We start from the raw sequence: 21,102 nt of genomic DNA, 5'->3' as shown, positions 1-21,102 counted from the left end.
CCGCCGGTGGCAACCAGGCGCAGGACGGCCACCAGCAGCCGGGACGAGATGCCCCGGCTGCTGGTCGCCATCCGCGGGGACCGCACCCAGAGCGAGGCCGCGCAGCTGTCCGGCCTCACCCAGTCCAAGATCAGTCGTGCCGAGGCAGGCAAGTTCCCGTTCGATGAGGAGACCGCCGCGGCGTACGCGCGCGCGCTCGGCGCGGAACCAGCGCAGATCCGGCGGCTCGTCGCGCTGGCCGCGGCGCATGGCGCGGAGAACATGACCGGCCGCAAACAGCTGATCCGCAGCGCGCATGTGATCCAGCGCCGCCTCGCGTCGCTCGAGCAGCAGACCCGGTTGCTGCGGTCGTGGGTGCTTGATGTCGTTCCCGGGCTCGCGCAGACCGCCGACTACACCCGGGCCCTGCTCGGGGAAGACCCCGGCGAACGCTGGTGGGCGGCGCGCCGCGAGCGGCTCGCCGTGGTCGACACCCTGGACCGGGAGCTGCACCTGCTCATGTCGGAGGCGGTGCTGCGCTGGGGTATCGGCTCGGCGGAGATCATGGCCGCCCAGGTGGCGCATCTCGCCGAGCTCGCCGGCCGGACCACGATCCGGCTGGGCATCGTGCCCCTCGACACCATCCACCCGATCGCCGCCCCGCGCGACTTCTCGATCTTCGGTCAGGCCACCGCAATGGTGGCCACCGATGTAGGCACCACGTTCATCTCCGAGCCGGACGACATCGCCGAGTTCGGCAGTGCCCACGCCGAGCTCTCCGGCCTTGCCGCCTACGGCGACGACGCACGCCGGCTGCTCGACCGGGCGGCGCAGCTGTACCGGGAGGGCGCTGCATCGGGCCCCGTGGCCCGCTGACCACGGCGCGGCCGGGGATGCGCGATGTCCGGTCATGGCGCCGCCGACGCTGCGCCGGGCCGAACGACGAAGGGCAGCAGGAGACGCTGATCGCGCTCGGTGCCCAGCGCGCGGTCACGCACCGGGGTCCCGGTCCGGGGGGCTTCCCGGATCCAGCCGTTGCCCAGGTAGAGCGCGACGTGCTCGACGCCGTCGACTGTTCCTGTGGGTGACCAGAACAGCAGGTCGCCGGGCTGAGCCTGCGCCCGCGGGATCTGTGTGCCGGCCTGCGCCTGGTCACGGGAGACCCGGGGGATCTGCACGCCGGCGGCCAGCCAGGCCATCTGGGTCAGCCCGGAGCAGTCGTAGGTGTCCGGGCCCGTCGCGCCCCACTGGTAGGGCTTGCCCAGCTGCTCGCCGGCGAAGGCGAGCGCCGCGCCCGCTGCGCCGGCCGGGACTTGGCCGGGCTGGCAGACCAGGGTGTCGGTTGCGCCGCCGAGCTGGGCGAGCAGCGCCGCGGCGGCCCCTTCCCACTTGGCGTAGGCGTCGGGGAACGCCGAGCGCTGCACTGCCTGCGCCGCCTGGGTCAGCGGCATCTGCTCCCAGCCCGGGATGCCGGCGAGTCGGGCGTAGAACTGGGTCGAGGCGTAGCGGGGATCGAGGATCTCCTGCGGGGTGCCCCAGCCTGCGGAGGGCCGTTGCTGGAACAGCCCGAGCGAGTCGAGGTGGCCGCGGTCGAGGTTGATCAGGCTCGATTCCTGCATTGCGGTGGCCAGGGCGATCCACTGTGCGCGCGGTGGCGTTCCCTGTTCGCGCCCCACCGCGACGATCACTTGGGCGTTGGCCTGCTGCTCGGCGGTCCACGCCTGGCCGCCCCCTCCAGGAGTGGAGCGCTGCACTGCCGGGCTCGCGCCGGCGAGCCCCGAGATGCAGGCCCCGTTCCCGCCGGTGCCGGTGAACGCCGGGTCCGTCCCGACCAGCGCGGCGAGCACCGCACTCAGCAATAGGCCGCTGGCGACGGTGAGCGCGATCAGCCCGCCGACGACACGTCGGGTGGTGCGGGGCCGCGCCACCGCCGCCGAGGCGAGAAGGAGGGGGCCGGGCATGTCACGCCGTCCTGAGCGGGCGCATGGCCGAGACGCGCCATGTCGTCTCCTCCGCCCCCGCGCGCTCCGGGTCGCCGTTCGCCGCGCGGCTGTTCTCCGAGGCCCGCTCCTGCGAGAGCTCGGTGAGCTCGATCTCGGCTTCGATCGTGTCGAACCGCACCACGAACACGGCCGTTCCGGTCGGGCTCTCCACCCGCCGCGGCGGGCCGGTCACCTCGCTCGCCGGCACGTTCGCCGGGTCGATCTGCGCGAGGACTGTTGCCGCGTACTCGGGCGTGCTCAGCGGCTCAAGCCGGCGCAGCCACTCCCGCGGCGCCGTCTGCGGTGATGCCCACAGCCGGGCGAACCGCAGCGCGATCTCCCGCGGCTCATCACGGCGCGGCGCCCCGCTGGCCGGGGCCGACCGAGATGGAGTCGGTGTGCTGGACGTCGTCGCGACGGGTGGTGGTGGCGCACTGCTTGCGGCGGGCGGTGCCGGAGCGGCCGCCGCGGTGGTCGGTGCCACCGGGTTCGCGGCGATCGCCGTGACCACTGCGGGGCCGCGCGACACCACTACGGCCGACAACGCGGTCGCGGCGACGACCAGGATGAAGCGGCGGCGTGACCACAACAGCCACCGAACGGCGGGCCGGAGGATCACCATCGCCGCCCGTCTCCGAGCTCAGGGCGGCGACCCCGATCCGGGGCGGGGCTCGGATCAGGAGACTCGCGGCGGGTCGATGGACGTCGCTGCCGACGGCGCTCCTCGGCAGCCGCGGGCCGGGTGGGGCGATACAGGCCAGGACGGTGCGCCGTGCGCGGGAGCAGCGCGACCGCCGCCGAACCGAGCTCGGCGCCGTCATGACCGGGCAGCGGGAACGACCGGGCAAGGTCGGGGCGGGCGACATCCGGCCGTGCAGGGCTGGACTGCGTCTCCACGCCTGGTGTCTCGCCAGGCTGCAGCGAGCCGGCCGAGGCCTCCCGACCCGCTCTCCCGACGCGGCCACCGGCGGTGACGGGAGCAGGGACGCCTGGCCGTTCCTCACCTGCTGGGCGGTTGCCGGGGACTCGCAGGTCCTGATCGGGCGCGCCGGCGCGGGCGGTGGCCGGCGCGGGCCGCATCGGGTCCGGCAGCCGGACGACCGAGCCGTCCCCGTCCCTCGTTGGCCCACCGTCGCTGCCGCGACGGTGTGGCCCACCACCGGTGTCTGGGTGAGGGCCACTCCCGGGCCGGGGGAACTGCGGCCCGGGCCCTGGTCCGCCCGAGGGTCCGCCACGGGGATCCGGCCGCGGTCCGCCCCCGCCCCCGCCCCCGCGGCCGTCGCCGCCCGGGTCGGTCGGATCGTTCGCTTCGCCGCCCCCGCGGCGCAGCGCGGCGCCGAGGACGCCGAGCAGTTGCCCGTGCCGACGACCGGCCAGCTGTCGCGCGTGCCGGTAGCGGTACTCGGACCTGACCCAGCGCCCGGTCCGGCCGGCCGAGGAACTTGCCCGCCGGCTGGCGCCGTGGATCGTTGCCAGGATCCCGCCGAGTGAGGTCAGCGGCTTCATGAATTTGTAGAGCACAAGTGCCGAAACCCAGCACAAGAGGATCATCGACCAGTTGTTGATGCCCTCGTTCGTGATATAGAGGACCAGCAACGTGTGGAGCAGGGTGACAACACTCGCAACGGTGCCCGCGACGATGACGGCGCCGATGACTTTGACGCTCTTTTCTGGTGTGTCGGGTTTCACGATGCCCACGAGTGCAACCAGTGGTGCGGCGGCCGGCAGGAACGCCAGGAATATGAACATCATGTATTTGATGAGGGATCCGAAGATCTGCAGGGCGGCGATGGGGAGGAGTTTGAACAGGGCGACCGCGCCGGCGGCGGTGCGTGAGTCGCCGCGGCCCTGGATGTTCTGCACTTCAGTGGGCCGTGCCTCGTTGTCGGCCAGTTGCTTCCAGCGGAAGCCCTTCTCGCGCAGGATCGCGGTCTGCTCCTGGTCGGACCCGTTCTCCATGCGGTTCCACTCGTCGCGGGTCAGTGCCTGCGCCTCGAACATCTGCCAGGCCAGGTCAGCGTTGCCGGAGGTGCCGACCATGCCTTCCTTCCAGGACTGCCACAGCAGCTCGCGGTAGATCACGTTGCGCATCCCGTAGTCGGCGCCGGCGACGCCAGACTTGGGGAACGCGCGCTGTGCGACGGTGTCCTCGACCTCGTTCAGGGCGGTGCGGACCACCCCGCTCAACTCCTCCGACAATTGAGCGCCGGAACCGAATGACAGCGCCGACATGCCGACCGCCACCAGGATCAGCACGACGCGTGTGATGATCGCGCCGAGATCTCCCTTCCGCGCCATGATCATGATCATGGATCCGGCAACCACGAGCGCGGCCCCGGACCAGGGGGAAAAGACCGCGTCATTCAGGGTGGCTCCGGAACTGCGGGCAGCCTCATTCACCGCCCCACTCGCCGCGGGGTCCTCGGCGAGATTCTGCACGGCGACCTGTGCGGCGAACAGGTCTTTGGACAGGTCCAGAAACATGTTTCCGAACATCGTGTCGATTGCTGCGCCGGGGTCGCGGATCGCTCCCCCGCACCCCAGGTCGTAGGTCGACCAGGTCAGGCCCCCGTAGCCGTACTGCCCGTAGGGGTCGGGACCTTCGGCGGGGGTGTCCTGCGGCTCGAGCACACCCGGGTCCAGGCTGCCAGCCAGGCCCGATACCGGACCCGTTGCCGAGGGCGCGGGCGCGCACCCCGAGAACGGGTCTGGGGTTCCGCGCCCGACCGTCGGATCGAATGGGGCCGGATCGAGCGGGTCGAACTCCGGGTCCAGGGGGTTCGGCTGGGTTGGCGGTGCGGGCTGCGACGGTGCGGGCTGCCCCGGGGGCGGCGCTGGGGCTGGCGGCTGAGCGGCCGCCATGCCCGGCAACATCAGCAATGCGGCGATGATCATGCAGGTGAGCAGTGCCGCACGGCGCCACCACGGTGTGCGCCGAGCGGGTAGCTCGGCGGGCGCGGTCACTGGTGGTCCTCGAGGCGAGCGGCGTTCGTGTCGAGCGCGCGGCGCAGGCTGGCGTAGTGCGCTCCGCTGAGATCGACCCGGACCTCTTCGCAGTAGTCGCCGCTGCGCCACATGAACTCGCGCGGCGCGTCGGCGGCGAGCCCGGCGACGACGTCGAACCCGGAGGACAACTCCCCCAGGCGGGGCTCGTAGCCCTGGCCTGTCGGCACCCGCAGCAGCCGCAGCGCGTCCTGTTGTGCCTGTTCGTCGGTGGTCCGTCCGACGAACACGTCGTGGCACAGCGAGGCCAGGCCGCTCTCGTCCCCGCCGCCGAGTTTCAGCACGTCGCTGGCGAGCTGGCCGGCCACCAGAACCCGCGCTCGGTACTTGCGGTTGTCTCGCGCGAACTGCGTGATGAGCGTTCGGCCGGTGCTGGTCATCGACAGCCACCGCAGCTCGTCGAGGCCGACCATCTTCGGGGCGGCTTTGGGTAGCTCGTAGACCCTGCGGTACGCCAGCCAGGCCGCGAGGTGCATCAGCGGCAGCGACAGCTGCTCGTCCAGGCCCCAGTCCTGCTGGTCGACTCCTTCCCGCGGCAGGCTCAGGCCGCGAGTGGACAGCACGAGCAGCCGGTCGTTGTCGCTCGCCCACGCTTGCGTGGCCGAGCCGAGCAGCAGCCGCGCGGGGCCAGACGTCGACAGGATCGGGCCGAGTGCGCTGGCCAACCGCTCGCCGTCCTCGCCGGCCGCGCGCAGCGCGTCCAACACCTCGCCGAGCTCGTGATCCGCGCCTGTCCCGACCCGGTCCACGGCCTGCAGGAGCAGCTGCTGCACCGCGCCCTCGCGGCGGATGGATGCCGGCAGCAGCTGGGTGATGAGGCTGACCACCAGCGTGGTGCGTTGGGCCTGCGCGGCGTCGCAGTCATGCAGGTAGGCCTCGTCACCCGGTGGGCCAGGCGGGTAGGTGGCCCGGTCGGGGTCGGCCACCAGCCCGTAGGGGTTGAGTGATCCGGCGGGCGCGTCCAGCAGCGACAGCCCGCGCGCGTAGCCGCGTAGCTCGGGCAGCTCGGTCAGGCGGGTGAGCGGCCCTGAGGGGTCGAGCAGGGTCGCGTAGGCGCCGAGGGAACGCACCGCTTGGACGGCCAGCGCCCCCAGCAGGAAGGTCTTGCCGGACCCGAGGCCACCGATGATCGGGGTCAGCCCGGACACCTGTCGGGTGTCCATGTCGTGCCACGCGTTCCACGGGATGACCCGCCCCGAGGCGCGAGTGGTGAAGGTCAGCGGTCCATAGTCATCGCCGATGATCTCGGTGGCGGTGGGGACGGCCATCGCCAGATGACGCAGCGACATGCGCCGGCGGAAGGCCGTAGTGGCAAGCGGTTCGCCGGGGATGAACTCGCGGGCGAGCCCGAACTGGGCCTCGCTGCGTTCGATGGCGATCTTCGGGTGATAGAGCTGCTTGAGGTAGTCGAAGGTCTCCAGCGCTTCCCGCTCGGTGCTGGCCGGGATCGCCAGCCGCCACCATCCCTCGCACCGGGCGGACAGCCCGGTGTTGTCGGTGTCGTGTTCGTCCTGGACGACGGTGGCCAGGTCGATCTGGCGGGCCAGCGCCGGCGGCGCCTCAAGGCCGTGATCGACCTCGTAATGCCGCTGCTGCGCGTACACCCGGTCGGTGACGTACTTGAGGCTCCGGCTGGCCTGCTCCTGCGGGAGTATGCGCATCCGGGCGGACCACTCGACGGGAACATCGAGCCCGTCGGGAACCGTCATCCACGGCAGATCCTCGGCGGGGACGTTGAGCTCGCCGTCCATGCGGCCGAGCGAGGCGATCAGCACGTGCCTGATGTGTCGGCGCCCGGCCGCGGCGCCGTCGACGACGAGGGTGGGCGCGTACGGCTCGGCGGTCCAGTGCGCAAGCTGCTCGACGCCGGCCAGGTCCTCGGTCTCCCATTCGCTGTGGGGAGCTGCGGGCATCACGGCTTCCGGTGGCAGCCCGAGCGCGCACGACCGGTACAGCAGGTGCAGCATCTCGTCTGCGGTGACAGGACGGCCGCCCAATGCTGGGCTGCGCAGCACCGAGTCGATGCGTTGGATCTCCTCGTCGAGCGCGGAGAGCTCGGCGCCGAGCCAGCGGCCGGCGAGCTTTCGGATGAGGTCGCTGCTGCTGTGCGCGAGTTGATCACCGATGCTGCCTCGGCGGCCGCGACCATGGCGGATCTCGACACCGAGGAAGACCTGCTTGACCGCCTTGGGTGTGGTCAGGGCCCGCTCTTGCTCGGCGAGCAAGTGCTGCGACCAGCTGATCCCGCCAGGGGCATCGGGAAGCGGGAAAGCCCAGCTGTCGTGGCGGCGCGCCCACTCCGCGGCCGGGTAGGGCTGCCAGGTGACCCGCCAGTGCAGCCACCGCTCCGGCAACGCCGAAAGCACGCGGCCGATCGCGGACATCAACCCGTTCCGCTCATGGTCGGCGCGCATGAACCAGGGCCGAGGCGCCAGCGCGTACCAGGCCATCGTGCCGCTGCCGGTGCGGGTCAGGTGTCCGGTGATCCCCCGCAGTGCAAGTCGCGGCCGGTAGGACTTGATCTCCGGGTCGGTGCCCGTGCTCGGCCGCCGAGACCTGCGAGGACGACGATCCCCCGGATAGCGACCCGGCCCCGGTGGCGGCCCTGGCGGAACCTGCGGGGGCGGGTATGGCCACGGTGCGATCAGGTGAGTGGGCTCGGACTGCGGTCCGGCGGCCGTCTGGCTGGTCATTGGGGTCCTTGCCGCGGGTGCGGGCGAGTTGGGGAGACGAGCACATGCCGGGGATCGGCGACCGCGGTCGCGGGCTGGGCGTCGCGGCGCGGGGCGTCCAGCTCGGCGACGAACATCTTCAGCACGGACCCCGTGGGTCGCTCCGGAGTGATCACTCGCATGGTGTGCTGCGTCGCGAGAACCGCGGCGACAACGACGACCGCGTAGCCCAGGAACCCGTCGATGAGACCGAGCTGCGCCCGGAGGATCAGGAAGACGATGGCGTAGCCGGCCCACAGCACGTAGGCCGCGTAGCGCGCCTGCCACAGCAGGGTCCGTCCAGGTGGACCGAGGTAGCGGTTCTGCAGCGCGTACAGCTCGTCGTCGGAGCGACTTCGCACCGGCTGGTCCTCAGCCGCCGGTGAAGAGGCCGGCCACGAACCTGGCGATGTTCGTGGTGCCACCGGGGATCACGGATAGGCCGACGACGCCAAGTCCGATTGCCGCGCCGAGGACGATCGTCACGATCTTGCCCATGTCCGCTTTGATTGACAGGGCAATGAGGATCAGCCCAATCCCTAGCAGCACGAGTGGCACGATGTTGTCGGCGAGGAAGCTCTGGGCGCCGCCGGTCGACAGCGCGAGAGCGGCGTGCGCGTTGGGTGCAGTGATCATGAAGGTGCCCCTTGTGTTCGCGGCCGACTGCTGGGGTCGGCAACCGCTGGGAGGTGTGTCGGGTCGCCGCTCGGGGCTGCCCGGGGAAACACGCCCCGAGCGGCGACCCCTGCGGCCGAGACCAGGCCTCGGGCGTCTCGGCAGCAGGTCCTACGCCACGCCCTCGGGGCGGCCGCGGGGCCCTCGCAGCCTGCCCCTGAGGGGTGGTGATCTGTGTATATCAGGCAGGCGGCGACCAGAAAAGTCAACTGACAGTTTAATTTGCCAGCGTGGGCGGGTCACCGGTGCAACCTGCACTAAGCTGACGGTCAGGCCCTGACCCGTCCCCCCACCGTGCGAGGCATCCACCCTCATGCCTGGTCCGCGATCAGACACCACCGCAGGGCGCCCGACGAGCGCCTCGTTCGCCGCGCGCCTCCAGGGCCTCTACTCGGATAGGAAGCTCACGAAGCGCAAGCCCTACAGCGACCCGGCCGTCGCCCGGGCGATCTTCGAGGTGTCAGGGAAGCGCGTCTCGCCGCAATACCTGAACCAGCTACGACACGGCCGCAAGGGCAATCCCAGCTCGGAGCTGGTCGAGGCCCTGGCCACGGTCTTCGAGGTCAATCGGGCCTACTTCTACGACGACAACACTCCGGCGAGCCCGGACGACGAGCAGGCTGCGCGACCGCCGGAGGACGACGATTCCGCCGAGCTCAGCCCCGAAGCCCTGCAGATCGGGCTCCGTGCCGCCGGCCTCTCGAAACACTGGCAGAACGCCGTGATTGAGTTCATCAACCACGCACGCAAGTCGGAGGGACTCGACGACGCCGGCGCGGCCCGCTGACCCCACGCGCGGCCGGGCGCGTCACCGATCAGCGACAGGACGGCGGGTTTCAAGGCCCGCCAGGAACTCGCGCACCACGCTTCCACGCCAGGCGCGCGTCACCGCCGAGAGAAACGCGACCTCCTCCCGCAGCGACCCGAGCGGCTCGTCAGGCTGCCGATCAAGGAAGATCACGCCCTGCTCGTGGTCGACTGGGCCGTTCCCGCTCAGACCGGCCCTTCGGATCCGCACTGCCCAGCTCAGCCAGCACGCCTCCGCCGTCGCCGCGATCGTGAACTCGTCATCGTCGGGTGCGCAGCGGCGCGCATGCTCCACCGCCGCGGCGATCAGATCGTCGTCAACTGCCGACAACAGCGCCCACGACGCATCCCGAATGAGGATCACCTGCTGGTAGAGCCGGACTGCTGGTCGAGAACGCATCGTCATGTCCAGGTGGCCTTGCCGGCGGGCCCAGCCAGGCGACACCACCGCCGCTAGGACGTCCGCGAGCGGCCCAAGTCGGCGGGCAGCGACCACGGCGCGCACCGGATCCACCCATCGCGACACTCGGGGGATCAGGAACCCGGCCGCGACCAGGACTAGGCCTGCGCTGCAGAGCAGCTCCACCACCCGGCTGGGCAGCTCACGATCGGACGCCGTCGTCGGCGCTGTGCCATCGACGAGCAGCTGGGCGGCAACAGCAACCGCCGCCAGCCCCAGTACGGCGAGGCCCCCCATCGTCACCGCAAGCCCTGCCCGGACCAGGGGACTCCCCACGCCCGGCCGGTACCTGATCATCACCAACACCAGCAGTGAGCCCGCGAGTGCCGGGCCGGCAAGCGTCACCAGCCACAGCGCAACGGATTCCGCGAGCTGGGTGTGATCAAGCACTGAGCCGCGCGCGTCAGCGCGCGCGGTGGTCGCGGCATAGAACAGGACGATCTGCAGCAGCCCGGCCGCCATGCCGAGGGCGAGTGGAGGCCACGGCAGGAGCATCGAGGACAGGGAGATCTGGCGGGCCAGCGCGAACGTCGCAGTCGCCGCGGCCGTGATCAGTAGCAGCCACAGAAGGTCGCGGAGGTCGACCAGGTGAGCGGCAGACACCCCACCGATCTGTTCGACGGTCAGGGCCGTCGCCGCGGCCGCACACAGGAGCGCGACTGCGACGTCGCGGCGGGACCTCGAGCGCTCACGCAGCCGGAGCGCCCCGGCCAGCGCGAGCGCTGTGACCGGGATGAGCTCGGGACCGGGCGCGACCACGAGTGCACCTCACCGCCACGCGTCCGCGAGCCGGTCGGAACCGACCCGCATCATCGACGAGGAGATCCATCTCCGCGGCACACCGTCGCGGACCCGCTCGCTGAGGACCACCGCGGCCATCGCCTCGGCCTCGATCTCGTCCGTCTCGCAGTAGCTGCTCGACAGCCCGGCCAACCAGTCCTGCACCGACTCCACCGAGCCGGCCCACATCCCACCGAGGGTGGGGCGGGCCAGCGGCGCCGTCGATCGATGCCCCATGATCAGATGGGAGAGTTCGTGCACCGCGTTGTGCGCGGCATGCAGCGGGCTGAGCGTCTCGGTGTAGTAGACGTGGTCGGCCCGCTCGGTCGAGATGTACATCCCGCAGAGCGTTTCCTCGAGCGGGCCACCCCCGACGTGCGGCCGGCGCAGGGCAGGCAGTCGGATCGGAGTCATCAGGATCTTCCGATCGCGTCGCCGGGCGAGTCGACCGCGGAACGTCTCCAGGTCAAACGGCTCGTCGTCGTCCAGCAGATCAAGCTCATTCAGGATCGAGGCGCAGCGGTTCATCAGTTCCGACCAGCGAGGCACCACATGCTCGCCTGCGGGTTCGTCATGACGGGCCATCCCTCATCTCCTTGCTGGCTGGGCCGCATGCCCACGCGCGCTGCGCCGGACAGCCCCACCCCTCACCCGCCACTTGAGGGGTATACGCATGGGTTGACGATCATAAGCGCGGGTGCAGGGGTCCGCGCTACTGCCAGTTTCGGGTCAAGGACGCAGAGGAGGGGACAGGTCTGCCTCCGCCAGAGCGACGAGGCTGCGCTCGCCGAGCTGCCGCAGTTCCTCGGCTGCGACCCAGAGGTTCGTCGGACGATCACCACGACGGCGAGCGGGGGTCAACCGCTGATCAGATGTGTCACGTCTCGGCGTCGTCGCGGCTCTGCAGGCGATCGTCGGCCGCTTCCATGTGCTTGAGGATCGCCTCGACCGCGGCGCGGGAACTGTCTGAGAGCTTCTCTGCGCGGAAGGCGATCGATCGGATCTGAGGGCTGCGGCGTGCGGCCAGCAGCAGCTCGAGGTCCTCGTCCGTCCACTGCTCAGCGTCGAGGAGATGCGACAGCGGGACACCGAACCACTCCGCGAGCAGCCCGAGCCTCTTGACCCCGGGATCGTCCCGACGGGAGTTCATCAGGCGCCCGATGTAGCTGGCCGAGATGGCCCGTGGGTCGTCATGTGCTTCGCAGATGCTCTTCGCGATCGCCTCATAGCTGTAGGGCTTCCCGGTCTGCGGGTTGACCGTCGCTTGCCAGAGTTTCCGCAGCTTCTGGGCGAGAGGGCCCGGATCCTCCTCGTCGGTCACGGTTTCACCACGCTCCCCATGCCCACGCCCGGGCGTCGCACGCTCCTGACCAGGCATCCAAGCACATGACGAGCACTGTGAGCGGCCACGCGACGGGCTCGGGCGCTGTGCTTCACGCGTCGGGCGCCGTGCGGTGGCCGTGGCCGCGTGGCTGCTCGGCCACTGGCTGGATGTACTGCTGCTCGGGAGGGGTGGGCTGGCCCATACGGACGAGGTTGCGACCGGCCCGCTTAGCGGCGTACAGGGCGGCATCGGCCACTTGCAGCAGCGTGTCGAGGTCGATCCCGTGCCGCCCATAGATGGCAGCACCCACGGAGATGGTGAGGTTCGAGACGGTCAGCGGGCCGTCGGGTGTCTGGATTGCGACCTGGAGGCCAGCAACCCGCTCGCGGATCCGCTCGGCTACGGCGCACAGCTCGTCGTCTCCAGCGCTGCCGGGTCCGGCGAGCAGTACAACGAACTCTTCGCCGCCGAACCGGCCCACGATGTCGCGCTCGCGCACCTCGGCCCGCAAGGCCTCGGCGACCGCGGCCAGGACGCGGTCGCCGGCGAGATGCCCGTGCGTGTCGTTGACGACCTTGAAGTGGTCGAGGTCGAGAACGAGTACGCCGCGCGCCCCGTCCCGGTGATCTGACTGTTTCAGTGCCCGCTCCGCTTGCAGTTGCCACGCCGCCGCGTTGAGCAGGCCGGTCTTACCGTCGGTCTTGGCTGCTTCCTCCAGTTCGCGCACCAGGACAGCGCGATGCAGGATCAATAGCGGTGGAAGTGCGAGCACGACGAGCCAGCCGTTGATGCCGATCGCGATTGCCGTGATGGCGCCCAGGCAGAGGGTCGCCACCTCCAGCAGGTTTTCATCCCACGGGGCGAAGATCTGACTCAAGTTCGCGTGCGGTGTACTGACGGCGATCGCACCGGCGATGAGGCAGCTGTTCACCGTCGTGTAGACGGACAGTGCCAGGATCATTCCCCAGAGCGGATATTCAGTGGCGCCGCCGGCGACATCTGCGGAGTAGCGAAGAACCGCGGCGGCGGCCAGTGTGGCGAGCACGACGGTGGATGAACTGAAGACCTGCCGGTAGAGCGGAACGCGCAGGCGCCAGGCGCGCAGCCACAGGTGTCCGTGAACGACGACCGCGACAAGAGCTGCATACGGTCCTGGCAGTGCGACGGCGGCGGCGAAGGTCCACACCGAGCTGAGGTCCACGTGGTTGCCGTCGGTCACACGCCGGCGCGCTCGCTCGACCCGTACGGCGGTCTCTGTGTGTGTGATTCCCAGGACAGCAAGCCCGGCGGCCACCTGTAGCTGTGAGCTCGACAGCGTCGGGCTGCCGAGCAGGCCGACCAGGATCAGGGCAACGGCGGTGGTTTCCACCATGAGCACGGGGCCGAGGAGCCTAACTGGCAGACACCAAATAGCCCAGCGACGGAGGGCTCGCGCCCGGCCGCCAGGCTCATCGGGCTTGCCCCGATCTCCTTCTGAGGTCATCCATGCTCACAGTCCGTTTGGCAACGCGGGGCGATCGTAGCCCCTCCGGGACGGCCAGATCGACCGTTCTGGCCCGTATCGGCATGCCTGCATGTCACAGTTATGAAGCAGGACGCCACGAAGAGTGATGTTGAGACGTCCGGGTTAGCGAGGTACGCGACATGCACGATCACGGCGACCGCCGGGCGACGGTTACGCAACTGCGTGATCAGCGACCGAAGATCCAGGCCGCAGGAGATCGTTAACGTCCTTGGCTTCGACGTCGTTCGTCGGCCGACCGCGATCACAGCGATCAGGAGAGCAGGTGACGCGCAATGCGCAACCACAACTGGTGACAGCAAGCGGAACAAGTCCCGGCGGGAGAAACCTGGAGGGCGTCATGCGCAATCACAACTGGTGACGATCCGTGCACATTACAGACTTCGTGGAGGAGGTGCGCGATGCGCAACCACAACTGGTGATCAGGGATACACGACTCGCAGTCATCACCGCAGCTCAGGAGGGCAGGAGCAGCAATGCGCAATCACAACTGGTGAGACAGATCCGGTCGAGTGGCCGACGATGCTGTACCGGGCCAGCCAGGGGCGCCGAGCGCGCTCGAAAGGTGCGCGGAGCACCCCTGGCCGACCCGGCACTGCCCGGCTAACTCGCCGACCCTCAGGTGGGAGCTTCGCGACTCGGCGCGGATTCCGCTGTATACCCGGCGACACCGGGCACATGGCGCAGGAACGGATCCTCTAACGAGGACGGCCGGCCCAGCACGGGTGCCGGACTCGCTGGAGGAACTGCCCGGGCCGACCCCGGGCGTGGTCGAGCTGCCGCTGCGCCGCGTCAGAGGCAAGATCGCTTCTCTGGCTACCGCGCAGAGTCCGTGCGCTGTGGGGAGGGGCGGTTCGTCGAACCGGCTACGCCGGCGTAGCGCGGCGTCTGGGGCGGCTCGGCTGGATCGCCCTGGCTGGACTGCTGTCGAGACGGCTTCAGTTCCGGTTGCCTCGCGGTCAGTGCCCAGAGCTGCGGACGTGCTCAAGGGCGGTACGGGCGAACGAGATCGCGGCCAGCACGAACCCTTCCACGAGCTCGGTGTCCTGGGGGCCGTGGCCCGTGGCGTAGCGGCGCACGACCAGCGGCTTGCCCAGCTGCTGCATGACGGACTGGTAGTTCTCGATCTGGCGGATCGGGCAGCGCGGGTCGTTCTCGCCAGCCAGGATGAGGACCGGGGCCTGCACCTGGTCCGCGTATGTGATCGGTGAGGCCGCCGCGTACACGTGCGGCACCTCCTCCGGTGAACCGCCGCACAGGGCCCGGTCCATGGCTTTCAAGGCCGCCATCTCGTCCTCGTAGGCGGCGACGGCGTCGGCGACCGGTAGTCCACCGATGGCCGCGGCCCAGTCGCCGGGGTACATGCCCACCGCGAGCAGCGCGAGCTGGCCGCCCCAGCTGTACCCCTCGGCGACACACTCGTCGGCCCGGGCCAATCCAGTGTCGATCGCCCAGCGCTGCACCGCCGCGACATCTTCGAGTTCGGTCACGCCAGGGCGTCCGGTGATGCTGTTGCGCCACGCTGGTCCATAGCCGGTGGACCCGCGGAAGTTGACCATGACGGCGGCGAAGCCGGCGTCGAGCCATGCAGCGCGCATCGCGTGGAAGCTGTCCTGGTCGGCCGCGTGTGGTCCGCCGTGCAGCCGAAACACCGTCGGGTAGGGGCCTGGCGTGCCGGCGGGTCGGGCGATGAACACGTGGATTGGTCCGCCCGGTCCGGGGACCCAGGCATCCTCGAGCGGCTCCGACGGCGGTGCATTCGTCGGGGTCGTCGGCAGGATCCGCTGGTCGTCGTCGGTTCCCGGGTGGATCCGGCGGACCGCCCACGGCGAGGCGCCAGACGACCACAGGTACTCGACGGCGCCGTCGGGCCGGACCACGGCGTCTTCGATGGTGCCGGTTGCCGAGGCAATGTCACTGAGCTGGCCGCGGGTCAGGTCGTAGCGATGCAGGGTGCAGCGTCCGGCGTGCTTGTGTACGACCAGCAGTGTCTGGCCGTCGGGGAACCAGCGGCCCCACAGGTCCCCGGGCAGGGATGTCACCAGCTCGGTCTCGGCGTCGGTTGCGAGGTCCCAGATGAGGAGCCCGGTGCGGCCGCCGCGCTCGTGGCTGACCAGCAGCCTGCGGTCGTTGGCCCCAGGCCCGAAACCCATCGGCATCAGCTGGGCGTCCCGATCGAGCCGGATTCCGACCCGGGTGCCGTCGGAGGTGCGCAGCACCAGGACGCCCGGGTTGCGGTTGTCGCCGTGCTCGGAGTGCGCGAGGGCGACGAGGGTCTCATCCGCGGACAGCTGGCCTACCAGCGCGTCCTCACGATGGGTGTAGATCACCTGTGGATCGGTGTCAGGCCGAACCGCCCAGATCGTGGTGCCCTCTTCGGTCGCCAATCCGACGACGACAACGTGCTGACCGATGGCCAGTCCGCAGTCGTACCCGTCGGGCAGGCCGGGCACCGCCGGCTGCGGGTCGGCGACGCCAGCGTCGAACGGTTCGCGCATCCAGTGCCCGAACTCATCGCCGTCGGTGTCGGCGAACCACCAGATGTCGCGGCCGTCCGCGGATAGTGCGGCCTCGAGGGTGCCGTTGGGTCGCTCGGTGACCTGCCGGTGGTGGTCCTGGCTCCGGTCCCAGGCGTAGATCTCCGTCGTTCCGCTCAGCGAGGAGCGGTACACGCTGCGGTCCGGGTGCCGGCGGGCCGATCGTGGAAGCGACCACCGCGGGGCCGACGATCCGCCGCACACGCGAATGCGCTCGCGCCAGCGCCGGTCGGCGGCGTCGTCGTCGTCGAACAGCGCGGTCGGGACGACCCAATCGTCATCGAGGCGAGGGGGAGCAACAGAGGACGCTGCCGGGTCTCGGCGCGCACCTCCCATGGAGTTGATCATCAGTTATCCGATCCGATAGTCGGCGCCGCGGGGTCGTCGAGGCGCCAGCTTTGGCCAGCGAGCCTATTCATGACCGTTGATCGAGGGCTACGGCCGGGTCAACGCCGACCGCAGCCGCGGCTGCGTCGAGATCAGCCAGGGCGAGAGGGGGTCGCCCTCAACAGGTGAAATCAACTGTCAGTAGAGGTTTCGTCTTCGATCCTTGCCTGATATACACGCTACGTGGGCTTCGTGCGCGCCCACGATCGAGCCCTGAAGCCCATCCCCGAGGGACGCAGTGGACGACATCCGAGCAGACGCCGCCAGAGATCGCCGCGTGATCGCTGCAGGACGCCTGCGCGCCGTGTGCGGTCCCCGCTGCAGGTCCGGGGCGGCGTTCGCAGAGGGAGGACGCAGATGAGCAGGACGCATCGACCCTCCCATCGGGAGACCGGTGGCGACGACACGTTCGCGACCCCGTGGAGGTCGATCGCGCCGCGCGCCGCGATCCCGGCCCAGTCCCGACCTGAACAGCCTGCTGTCGTCCCAGACCCTGCCGTCGACTTCGAGGTCGGCGATGTCGGCGATGTCGGCACGATGACGGTCGGCGAGCTGGCAGACGCCGCTCAGATGCTCCGGGTCCCGCCAGGGCTACTGCTCGGGGCTGGCGCACAAGACAGGGTCCAGGCGGACCTGCACCTGATGAAGCACCTGCCGGGGCACGTCGCCGAGTTGGCGCTCGAGTTTGCTCGCCTTCGTCCTGATACGGCGGCCGTTCTTGCGTCGATGATCGACCGCTACGCCGCCGCGGCTCGCCGGCCGCGGACGCCCCGTCGGACCTCCGGCCGGGCTGCGACCGTTGACACCGGCTCATCCTCAGTAGAGGATGACTAGATCATTGCCATCTACTAGTGAGGCTGGCGCTGATCATGGATGCAGGAAGCTTCTTGCTCGCCGCAATGACCGCGGCCGGTGTTGCCGCTGGTCCCGTCTCCGGCCCGGCCGCCCTCGCTCAGGATCCGTCATCGCAGGTTGTCACCCCGGAGTGCAGGTTCGGCGCCGACGACCTCTCGGCCGCGGATGACCGGGATGCGCTCGACAACCGCGCAGCGGAGCGGCGGGGAACCACCGACCCCACCGCGGTGTCAGAGCGCGGCCGCTCTTCCGACAGTCTCGATGCGCTCGGGCGCACCGACGACGACATCGAGCAGGCCGCCTCGCGGGAGCAGGCGATCGAGGCATTGGCCCAGGAGCTCGCCGCGGCCGTGGCCGGAAGCGACGATCCCGACGCCCAGCGACTGGAAGCCGCGCTGCGCGCCGCCGGGATCACCGTGTCCGGCACGGACCGGCGCCGCGAGGAGATCGTCGACCTGGGCGTCGAATCGGATGAGGAATCGGATCCCGTGTCGGGTCTCGACCGCCGCCCGACTGCCCGGTCCGGTGTGGACAGATCAGATCGTGGCGCTGCGCTGCTCGACAGCCAGCTCACCGGCGGATCCGGGCAGTCGCGGACCGGGTCGACACAGAACGAGCTCGACGAGCGGGACTCCGCGCGCAGCCGATCTGCCGCCGACTCCGCCTGTGCCGACCTCGAGGATGGCGCGTCGGAGGTTGATCGCGAATCGGAGTCGGTGATCAACGTGCGCGACGGCGTGCTCCAGCGCGACCGCACCACCGCACGGTCGGAGGACCTCGGCGGCGACGGTCAGCGGGGCACCGGCCGGACCAGGCAGGACGAGCCCGACACCGACGATGCGTCGCAGGACGCGTCGATCGGGTCCGTGCTCGACCGCACCAGCGGCGCCGGAACGCGATGAGCGCCGACAACCAGGCAGGTCGCGGCGAGTCTCGGCGACGCTGGCCAATGCGGCGAGATCGGAATGTGCCTCCGCCGGGCAGTCACCCACACGTCGGGCCGCTCGCGCCCGGCGCAGTTCCGGCCGCCCATCGGCATCCGCCGCTGCTGTCGCCGCCCGGGGCGTCGGCACCCCATGCGCGGCCGTCGGCACCCGTCGGCGCGCCCGCCTGGTCCGGACCGGCGGCCGCGCAGCCCGGTGACCGCCGCGCGCAGGAACTGCCCACGAGGCGAACGCCGCCCCGTGCCCTCCCCACAGGCCCTGCTCCCCGCGCCGATGCGGCGGCGGACGCCTCCGCGGTCGCCGCCGCATTCGGGGTCGATTTCCTGTCCTGGGACGAGACCGACCCGGGCCGGCGGGGCCGCGCGTTGGCCCCGTACGTCGCGCCGAACACCCGCGAGGAGCAGCTCGCCGCCGCCGGCTGGTCGGGTCGGGGCCGACAGCGCGCCGAGCTCGCGCTGTCCGGCACGGTCGTGCGCCTCAACACGCTCGGCAACCGGCTACTGGTGCATGTTCGAGTCCGGGTGACCCCGTTCCGTCGTATCGGTGCCGGCGCGGCGATCGGCCGCGACACCACCGACGTGCTCCCGTTCCCCGCCGCGGCGCCGGCACCCGCGGATCCGGACTGGGAGGCGCTGGAGAGCTACTGGTACGAGCTGCTCATCCCTGTGTTCGAGGTCGAGGAGCGCTGGCGGGTGGACCTGCGCGAGGTCATCGTCGTGCCGCCGGTTCTGCCGATCCTCGATCTGGCCGGTCACCGCGGTGGAGCCCCGAGCTCATGAGCGTGCAGTCCCACAGTCCACCCCCGGTGCCAGACCCGCACGGTGGGGATCCGGCCGGTTCGCGCCCGGCCGCCCCGACCCCCCTCGGGAAGCGCCAGACGCGCGGTTGGCCGGCTCCCGCGGCGGGATCGCTGCTTCCGCCGCTGCTTCGCCAGCATCTCGCAGAGGATCAGCCCACCCAGCCGCTACCCGCGCAGACGGTGTTCCCCGCCCAGGTCTGGCCCCAGCCGGGGAGTCAGCCGCCGTATGAGCCCGGCGACTGGGATCCCGACTCCGCCGCGGTGATGGGCGCGCCGCGGCCAGACTGGGGCCGGCTGGCACCGGCCGAGCCGCCGGCGGTGCTGGCGCCGGGCTTGCCACCCGGGCAGGGCTACGACTTCGGCGTGAGCGCCGGCGACCTCCTCACCGACGAGGCACTGGTGCGGCAGCAACGTCCGGCCCCGACCGAGGGCTGGAGGCTCGCGGTCTACGCCGCGTCCGGAGGGCGGATCAACCCAGGGCAGAGCCCCCAGGAAGCGGCCCGGCTCGAGCTGATCCACCGCATCCGCCGGCCGCTGCCGGCGCCGCACCGGGTCGCCGTCATCTCCGTCAAAGGCGGCGTCGGGAAGACCACCGTGGCCGCCAGCCTGGGGCTGGTGTTCGCCGAGCTGCGCGGCGACCGGGTTGTCGCATTGGACGCCAACCCGGACGCGGGCACGTTGTCGGAACGCCTCACCGGACCCGGCGGGACGACGGTGCGGGATCTCTACGAGGACATGCCCAACCTCGAGTCGGTCGCGGAGATCACCCGCTACGTCCGGGCGGCCGGCCGGCTACATGTGCTCGGCAGCGAGCAGGAACCGGCGATGGGTGAGGCGTTCAGCGCCGATGAATACCTCGAAGTCACCTCGCTGCTCAACCGCTTCTACAACATCATCATCACCGACTCGGGCACCGGCATGGTGCACTCGGCGATGGAGGCGACGCTGCGCACCGCACACAGCCTCGTCGTGGTCGGCTCCCCCACCGTCGACGGCGCCAACCGGGCCAGCCGCACCCTCTCCTTCCTGGTAGACGAGGGCTACCGCGCCGCCGCCGAGCAGGCCGTGGTCGTGCTGTGCGGCGACCGACACAGCCCCGACGTCGACCGCACCCTCATCCGATCTCACTTCGCGGCCCGCTGCCGTGCCGTCGTCGACATCCCGCCCGATCCGCACCTGGCCACCGGAGGCCGGATCAACCCGGGGCTGTGGCAGAGCGAGACCCGCGACGCCTGGTACCTGCTGGCTGCCCACGTCGCGGACGGCTTCGGCGTTCCGAGCCCGTCGCCGGCCGGGCCACCTGCGATCCCGCCGGGTGCGGGCTGAGGGCTGGCGATCTGAATGTTCAGCGCAACCCACCCACCACCGAGCCATCCTCGATATCGGACATCGATGACCTGTTCATCTCTCGTTGTGGATGGTCCGAGGAGCCAGGGGCGATAGCGATGGATCCGATCAAGAGCCGAAAGTGGATCGCTGCGGCCACCCTCGCCGCCGCCGCGGTGTTCCTCGTCATGGTCTTCGGCGAGCGCGGCGGCGCGCCGCCGCCGGAGACATCCTCAGCGGAGGCCGTGCTCACCTCCGAAGGCAGCGCCGCCGACGGCAGTCCGCCAGCCGGGGAGGCCACCAACACCGACGCCGGAGTCCTCGACGCCATGCAGCAGCTGATCGACGCGCTGGGTATCGACCCCGACGACCTTGCGTCGGCCGATGCCGGCGGCAACAACAACTCCGAGGACGCCGGCGGCGACAACAACCCCGAGGACACGGGCGGAAACAACGCCGACGACGAGTCGACCGAACCCACCAGTACCGGGTCGATCACCATCGACAACTTCGCCTTCGGTCAACCGATCACAGTGGTGCCCGGCGCCACCGTCGAGGTCAAGAACCTCGACTCCGCGACACACAACGCGACCGCGACCAACAGCGCGTTCAAGACCCCCAACCTCGCCACCGGCGAGAGCGCCACCTTCACCGCGCCGGACACGCCCGGCCGCTACGAGTTCACCTGCACGCTGCACCCGGAGATGACCGGGACCCTCATCGTCGAGGACAGCTCCGGCGGCGACCGCCGCGGCGGCGGCAAGAACAGCAGCGACCAGAACGGCAGCAACCAGAACGGCAGCAACCAGAACGGCAGCAACCAGAACGGCAACGGCAGCCGTGACCGCAGCGGCGGCGGCAGCGACTCGAGCGGCACACCGACGAGCTCCTCGAAGAACGGCGACGCCGAGCGCAGCGATCGCGGAGCGGCCGACGCGCAGGGAACAAGCTCGGGCCACGGGTCCGGCGATGGCTACTGACCCAGCGACGAGCCCGCAACCGGGCGCGAGC

At 70.5% G+C, this 21,102-nt stretch carries 17 protein-coding genes; 6 read left to right on the top strand and 11 right to left on the bottom strand.

Translation table 11 applies throughout. The annotated features are described in order from the left end of the window. The first annotated feature begins 6 nt into the window (after positions 1-6). Entirely contained in the window at positions 7-855 is an 849-nt protein-coding gene (locus K1T35_RS47915; protein ID WP_220263446.1) for a DUF5753 domain-containing protein, read from the top strand. 32 nt (positions 856-887) lie between these two features. On the opposite strand, the gene K1T35_RS47910 is transcribed toward K1T35_RS47915, so the two are convergent. Genes K1T35_RS47910 through K1T35_RS47885 form a run of 6 tightly spaced genes read right to left on the bottom strand, consistent with a single transcriptional unit; the run spans position 888 to position 8,311 of the window. Then, positions 888-1,940, bottom strand: a complete 1,053-nt coding sequence (locus K1T35_RS47910; protein ID WP_220263445.1) for a C40 family peptidase — start codon at positions 1,938-1,940, stop codon at positions 888-890. Between the two features lies 1 nt (position 1,941). After that, positions 1,942-2,583, bottom strand: a complete 642-nt coding sequence (locus K1T35_RS47905; RefSeq protein WP_220263444.1) for a hypothetical protein — start codon at positions 2,581-2,583, stop codon at positions 1,942-1,944. Further along, positions 2,577-4,925 carry a hypothetical protein gene (locus tag K1T35_RS47900; RefSeq protein ID WP_220263443.1) on the bottom strand — a complete coding sequence of 783 codons (2,349 nt, stop codon included), beginning with the start codon at positions 4,923-4,925 and terminating at the stop codon, positions 2,577-2,579. The genes K1T35_RS47905 and K1T35_RS47900 overlap by 7 nt, the downstream gene beginning before the upstream one ends. Further along, entirely contained in the window at positions 4,922-7,657 is a 2,736-nt protein-coding gene (locus tag K1T35_RS47895; RefSeq protein WP_220263442.1) for an ATP-binding protein, read from the bottom strand. Before K1T35_RS47895 ends, K1T35_RS47900 begins: the two co-directional genes overlap by 4 nt. Beyond that, positions 7,654-8,037, bottom strand: a complete 384-nt coding sequence (locus K1T35_RS47890; RefSeq protein ID WP_220263441.1) for a hypothetical protein — start codon at positions 8,035-8,037, stop codon at positions 7,654-7,656. Before K1T35_RS47890 ends, K1T35_RS47895 begins: the two co-directional genes overlap by 4 nt. A 10-nt stretch (positions 8,038-8,047) precedes the next feature. Further along, on the bottom strand, positions 8,048-8,311 hold the full coding sequence (locus K1T35_RS47885) for a hypothetical protein (protein WP_220263440.1): 264 nt from the start codon (positions 8,309-8,311) through the stop codon (positions 8,048-8,050). 352 nt (positions 8,312-8,663) lie between these two features. Between K1T35_RS47885 and K1T35_RS47880 the strand changes: the two genes are divergently transcribed. Next, complete coding sequence (locus tag K1T35_RS47880; protein ID WP_220263439.1) at positions 8,664-9,137, top strand: helix-turn-helix domain-containing protein; 474 nt, start codon at positions 8,664-8,666, stop codon at positions 9,135-9,137. Positions 9,138-9,158: 21 nt separating this feature from the next. Here K1T35_RS47880 and K1T35_RS47875 read toward each other — a convergent pair whose 3' ends face one another. From K1T35_RS47875 to K1T35_RS47855, 5 genes are all read right to left on the bottom strand, one after another. Next, the gene (locus K1T35_RS47875; RefSeq protein WP_220263438.1) at positions 9,159-10,376 is read right to left on the bottom strand and encodes a DUF6545 domain-containing protein; all 1,218 of its coding nucleotides are present in this window, start codon (positions 10,374-10,376) and stop codon (positions 9,159-9,161) included. A gap of 9 nt (positions 10,377-10,385) precedes the next feature. Next, the gene (locus K1T35_RS47870) at positions 10,386-10,811 is read right to left on the bottom strand and encodes a hypothetical protein (RefSeq protein ID WP_220263437.1); all 426 of its coding nucleotides are present in this window, start codon (positions 10,809-10,811) and stop codon (positions 10,386-10,388) included. 463 nt (positions 10,812-11,274) lie between these two features. Next, positions 11,275-11,718: a helix-turn-helix domain-containing protein gene (locus K1T35_RS47865; protein ID WP_220263436.1), complete on the bottom strand. Its 444-nt coding sequence runs from the start codon at positions 11,716-11,718 to the stop codon at positions 11,275-11,277. Between the two features lie 112 nt (positions 11,719-11,830). Next, complete coding sequence (locus K1T35_RS47860) at positions 11,831-13,093, bottom strand: diguanylate cyclase (protein WP_255622856.1); 1,263 nt, start codon at positions 13,091-13,093, stop codon at positions 11,831-11,833. A 1,109-nt stretch (positions 13,094-14,202) separates the two neighbouring features. After that, positions 14,203-16,116: a prolyl oligopeptidase family serine peptidase gene (locus K1T35_RS47855; RefSeq protein ID WP_220263434.1), complete on the bottom strand. Its 1,914-nt coding sequence runs from the start codon at positions 16,114-16,116 to the stop codon at positions 14,203-14,205. Between the two features lie 920 nt (positions 16,117-17,036). Here K1T35_RS47855 and K1T35_RS47850 point away from each other — a divergent pair. The 4 genes from K1T35_RS47850 to K1T35_RS49575 all read left to right on the top strand — a co-directional run bounded on the left by K1T35_RS47850 (position 17,037) and on the right by K1T35_RS49575 (position 21,071). Continuing rightward, positions 17,037-17,924, top strand: coding sequence for a hypothetical protein (locus tag K1T35_RS47850; RefSeq protein WP_220263433.1), 888 nt, complete (start codon positions 17,037-17,039; stop codon positions 17,922-17,924). Positions 17,925-17,989: 65 nt separating this feature from the next. Then, complete coding sequence (locus K1T35_RS47845) at positions 17,990-18,745, top strand: hypothetical protein (protein ID WP_220263432.1); 756 nt, start codon at positions 17,990-17,992, stop codon at positions 18,743-18,745. A 200-nt stretch (positions 18,746-18,945) separates the two neighbouring features. Beyond that, entirely contained in the window at positions 18,946-20,091 is a 1,146-nt protein-coding gene (locus K1T35_RS47840; RefSeq protein WP_220263431.1) for a MinD/ParA family protein, read from the top strand. A gap of 119 nt (positions 20,092-20,210) precedes the next feature. Continuing rightward, on the top strand, positions 20,211-21,071 hold the full coding sequence (locus tag K1T35_RS49575) for a cupredoxin domain-containing protein (RefSeq protein ID WP_255622846.1): 861 nt from the start codon (positions 20,211-20,213) through the stop codon (positions 21,069-21,071). The last annotated feature ends 31 nt before the right edge of the window (positions 21,072-21,102 follow it).

Source organism: Pseudonocardia sp. DSM 110487, assembly GCF_019468565.1.
Taxonomy (GTDB): domain Bacteria; phylum Actinomycetota; class Actinomycetes; order Mycobacteriales; family Pseudonocardiaceae; genus Pseudonocardia.
The sequence above is the reverse complement of the archived record's forward strand: the minus strand, read 5'-3'. Positions and strand labels throughout refer to the sequence as shown.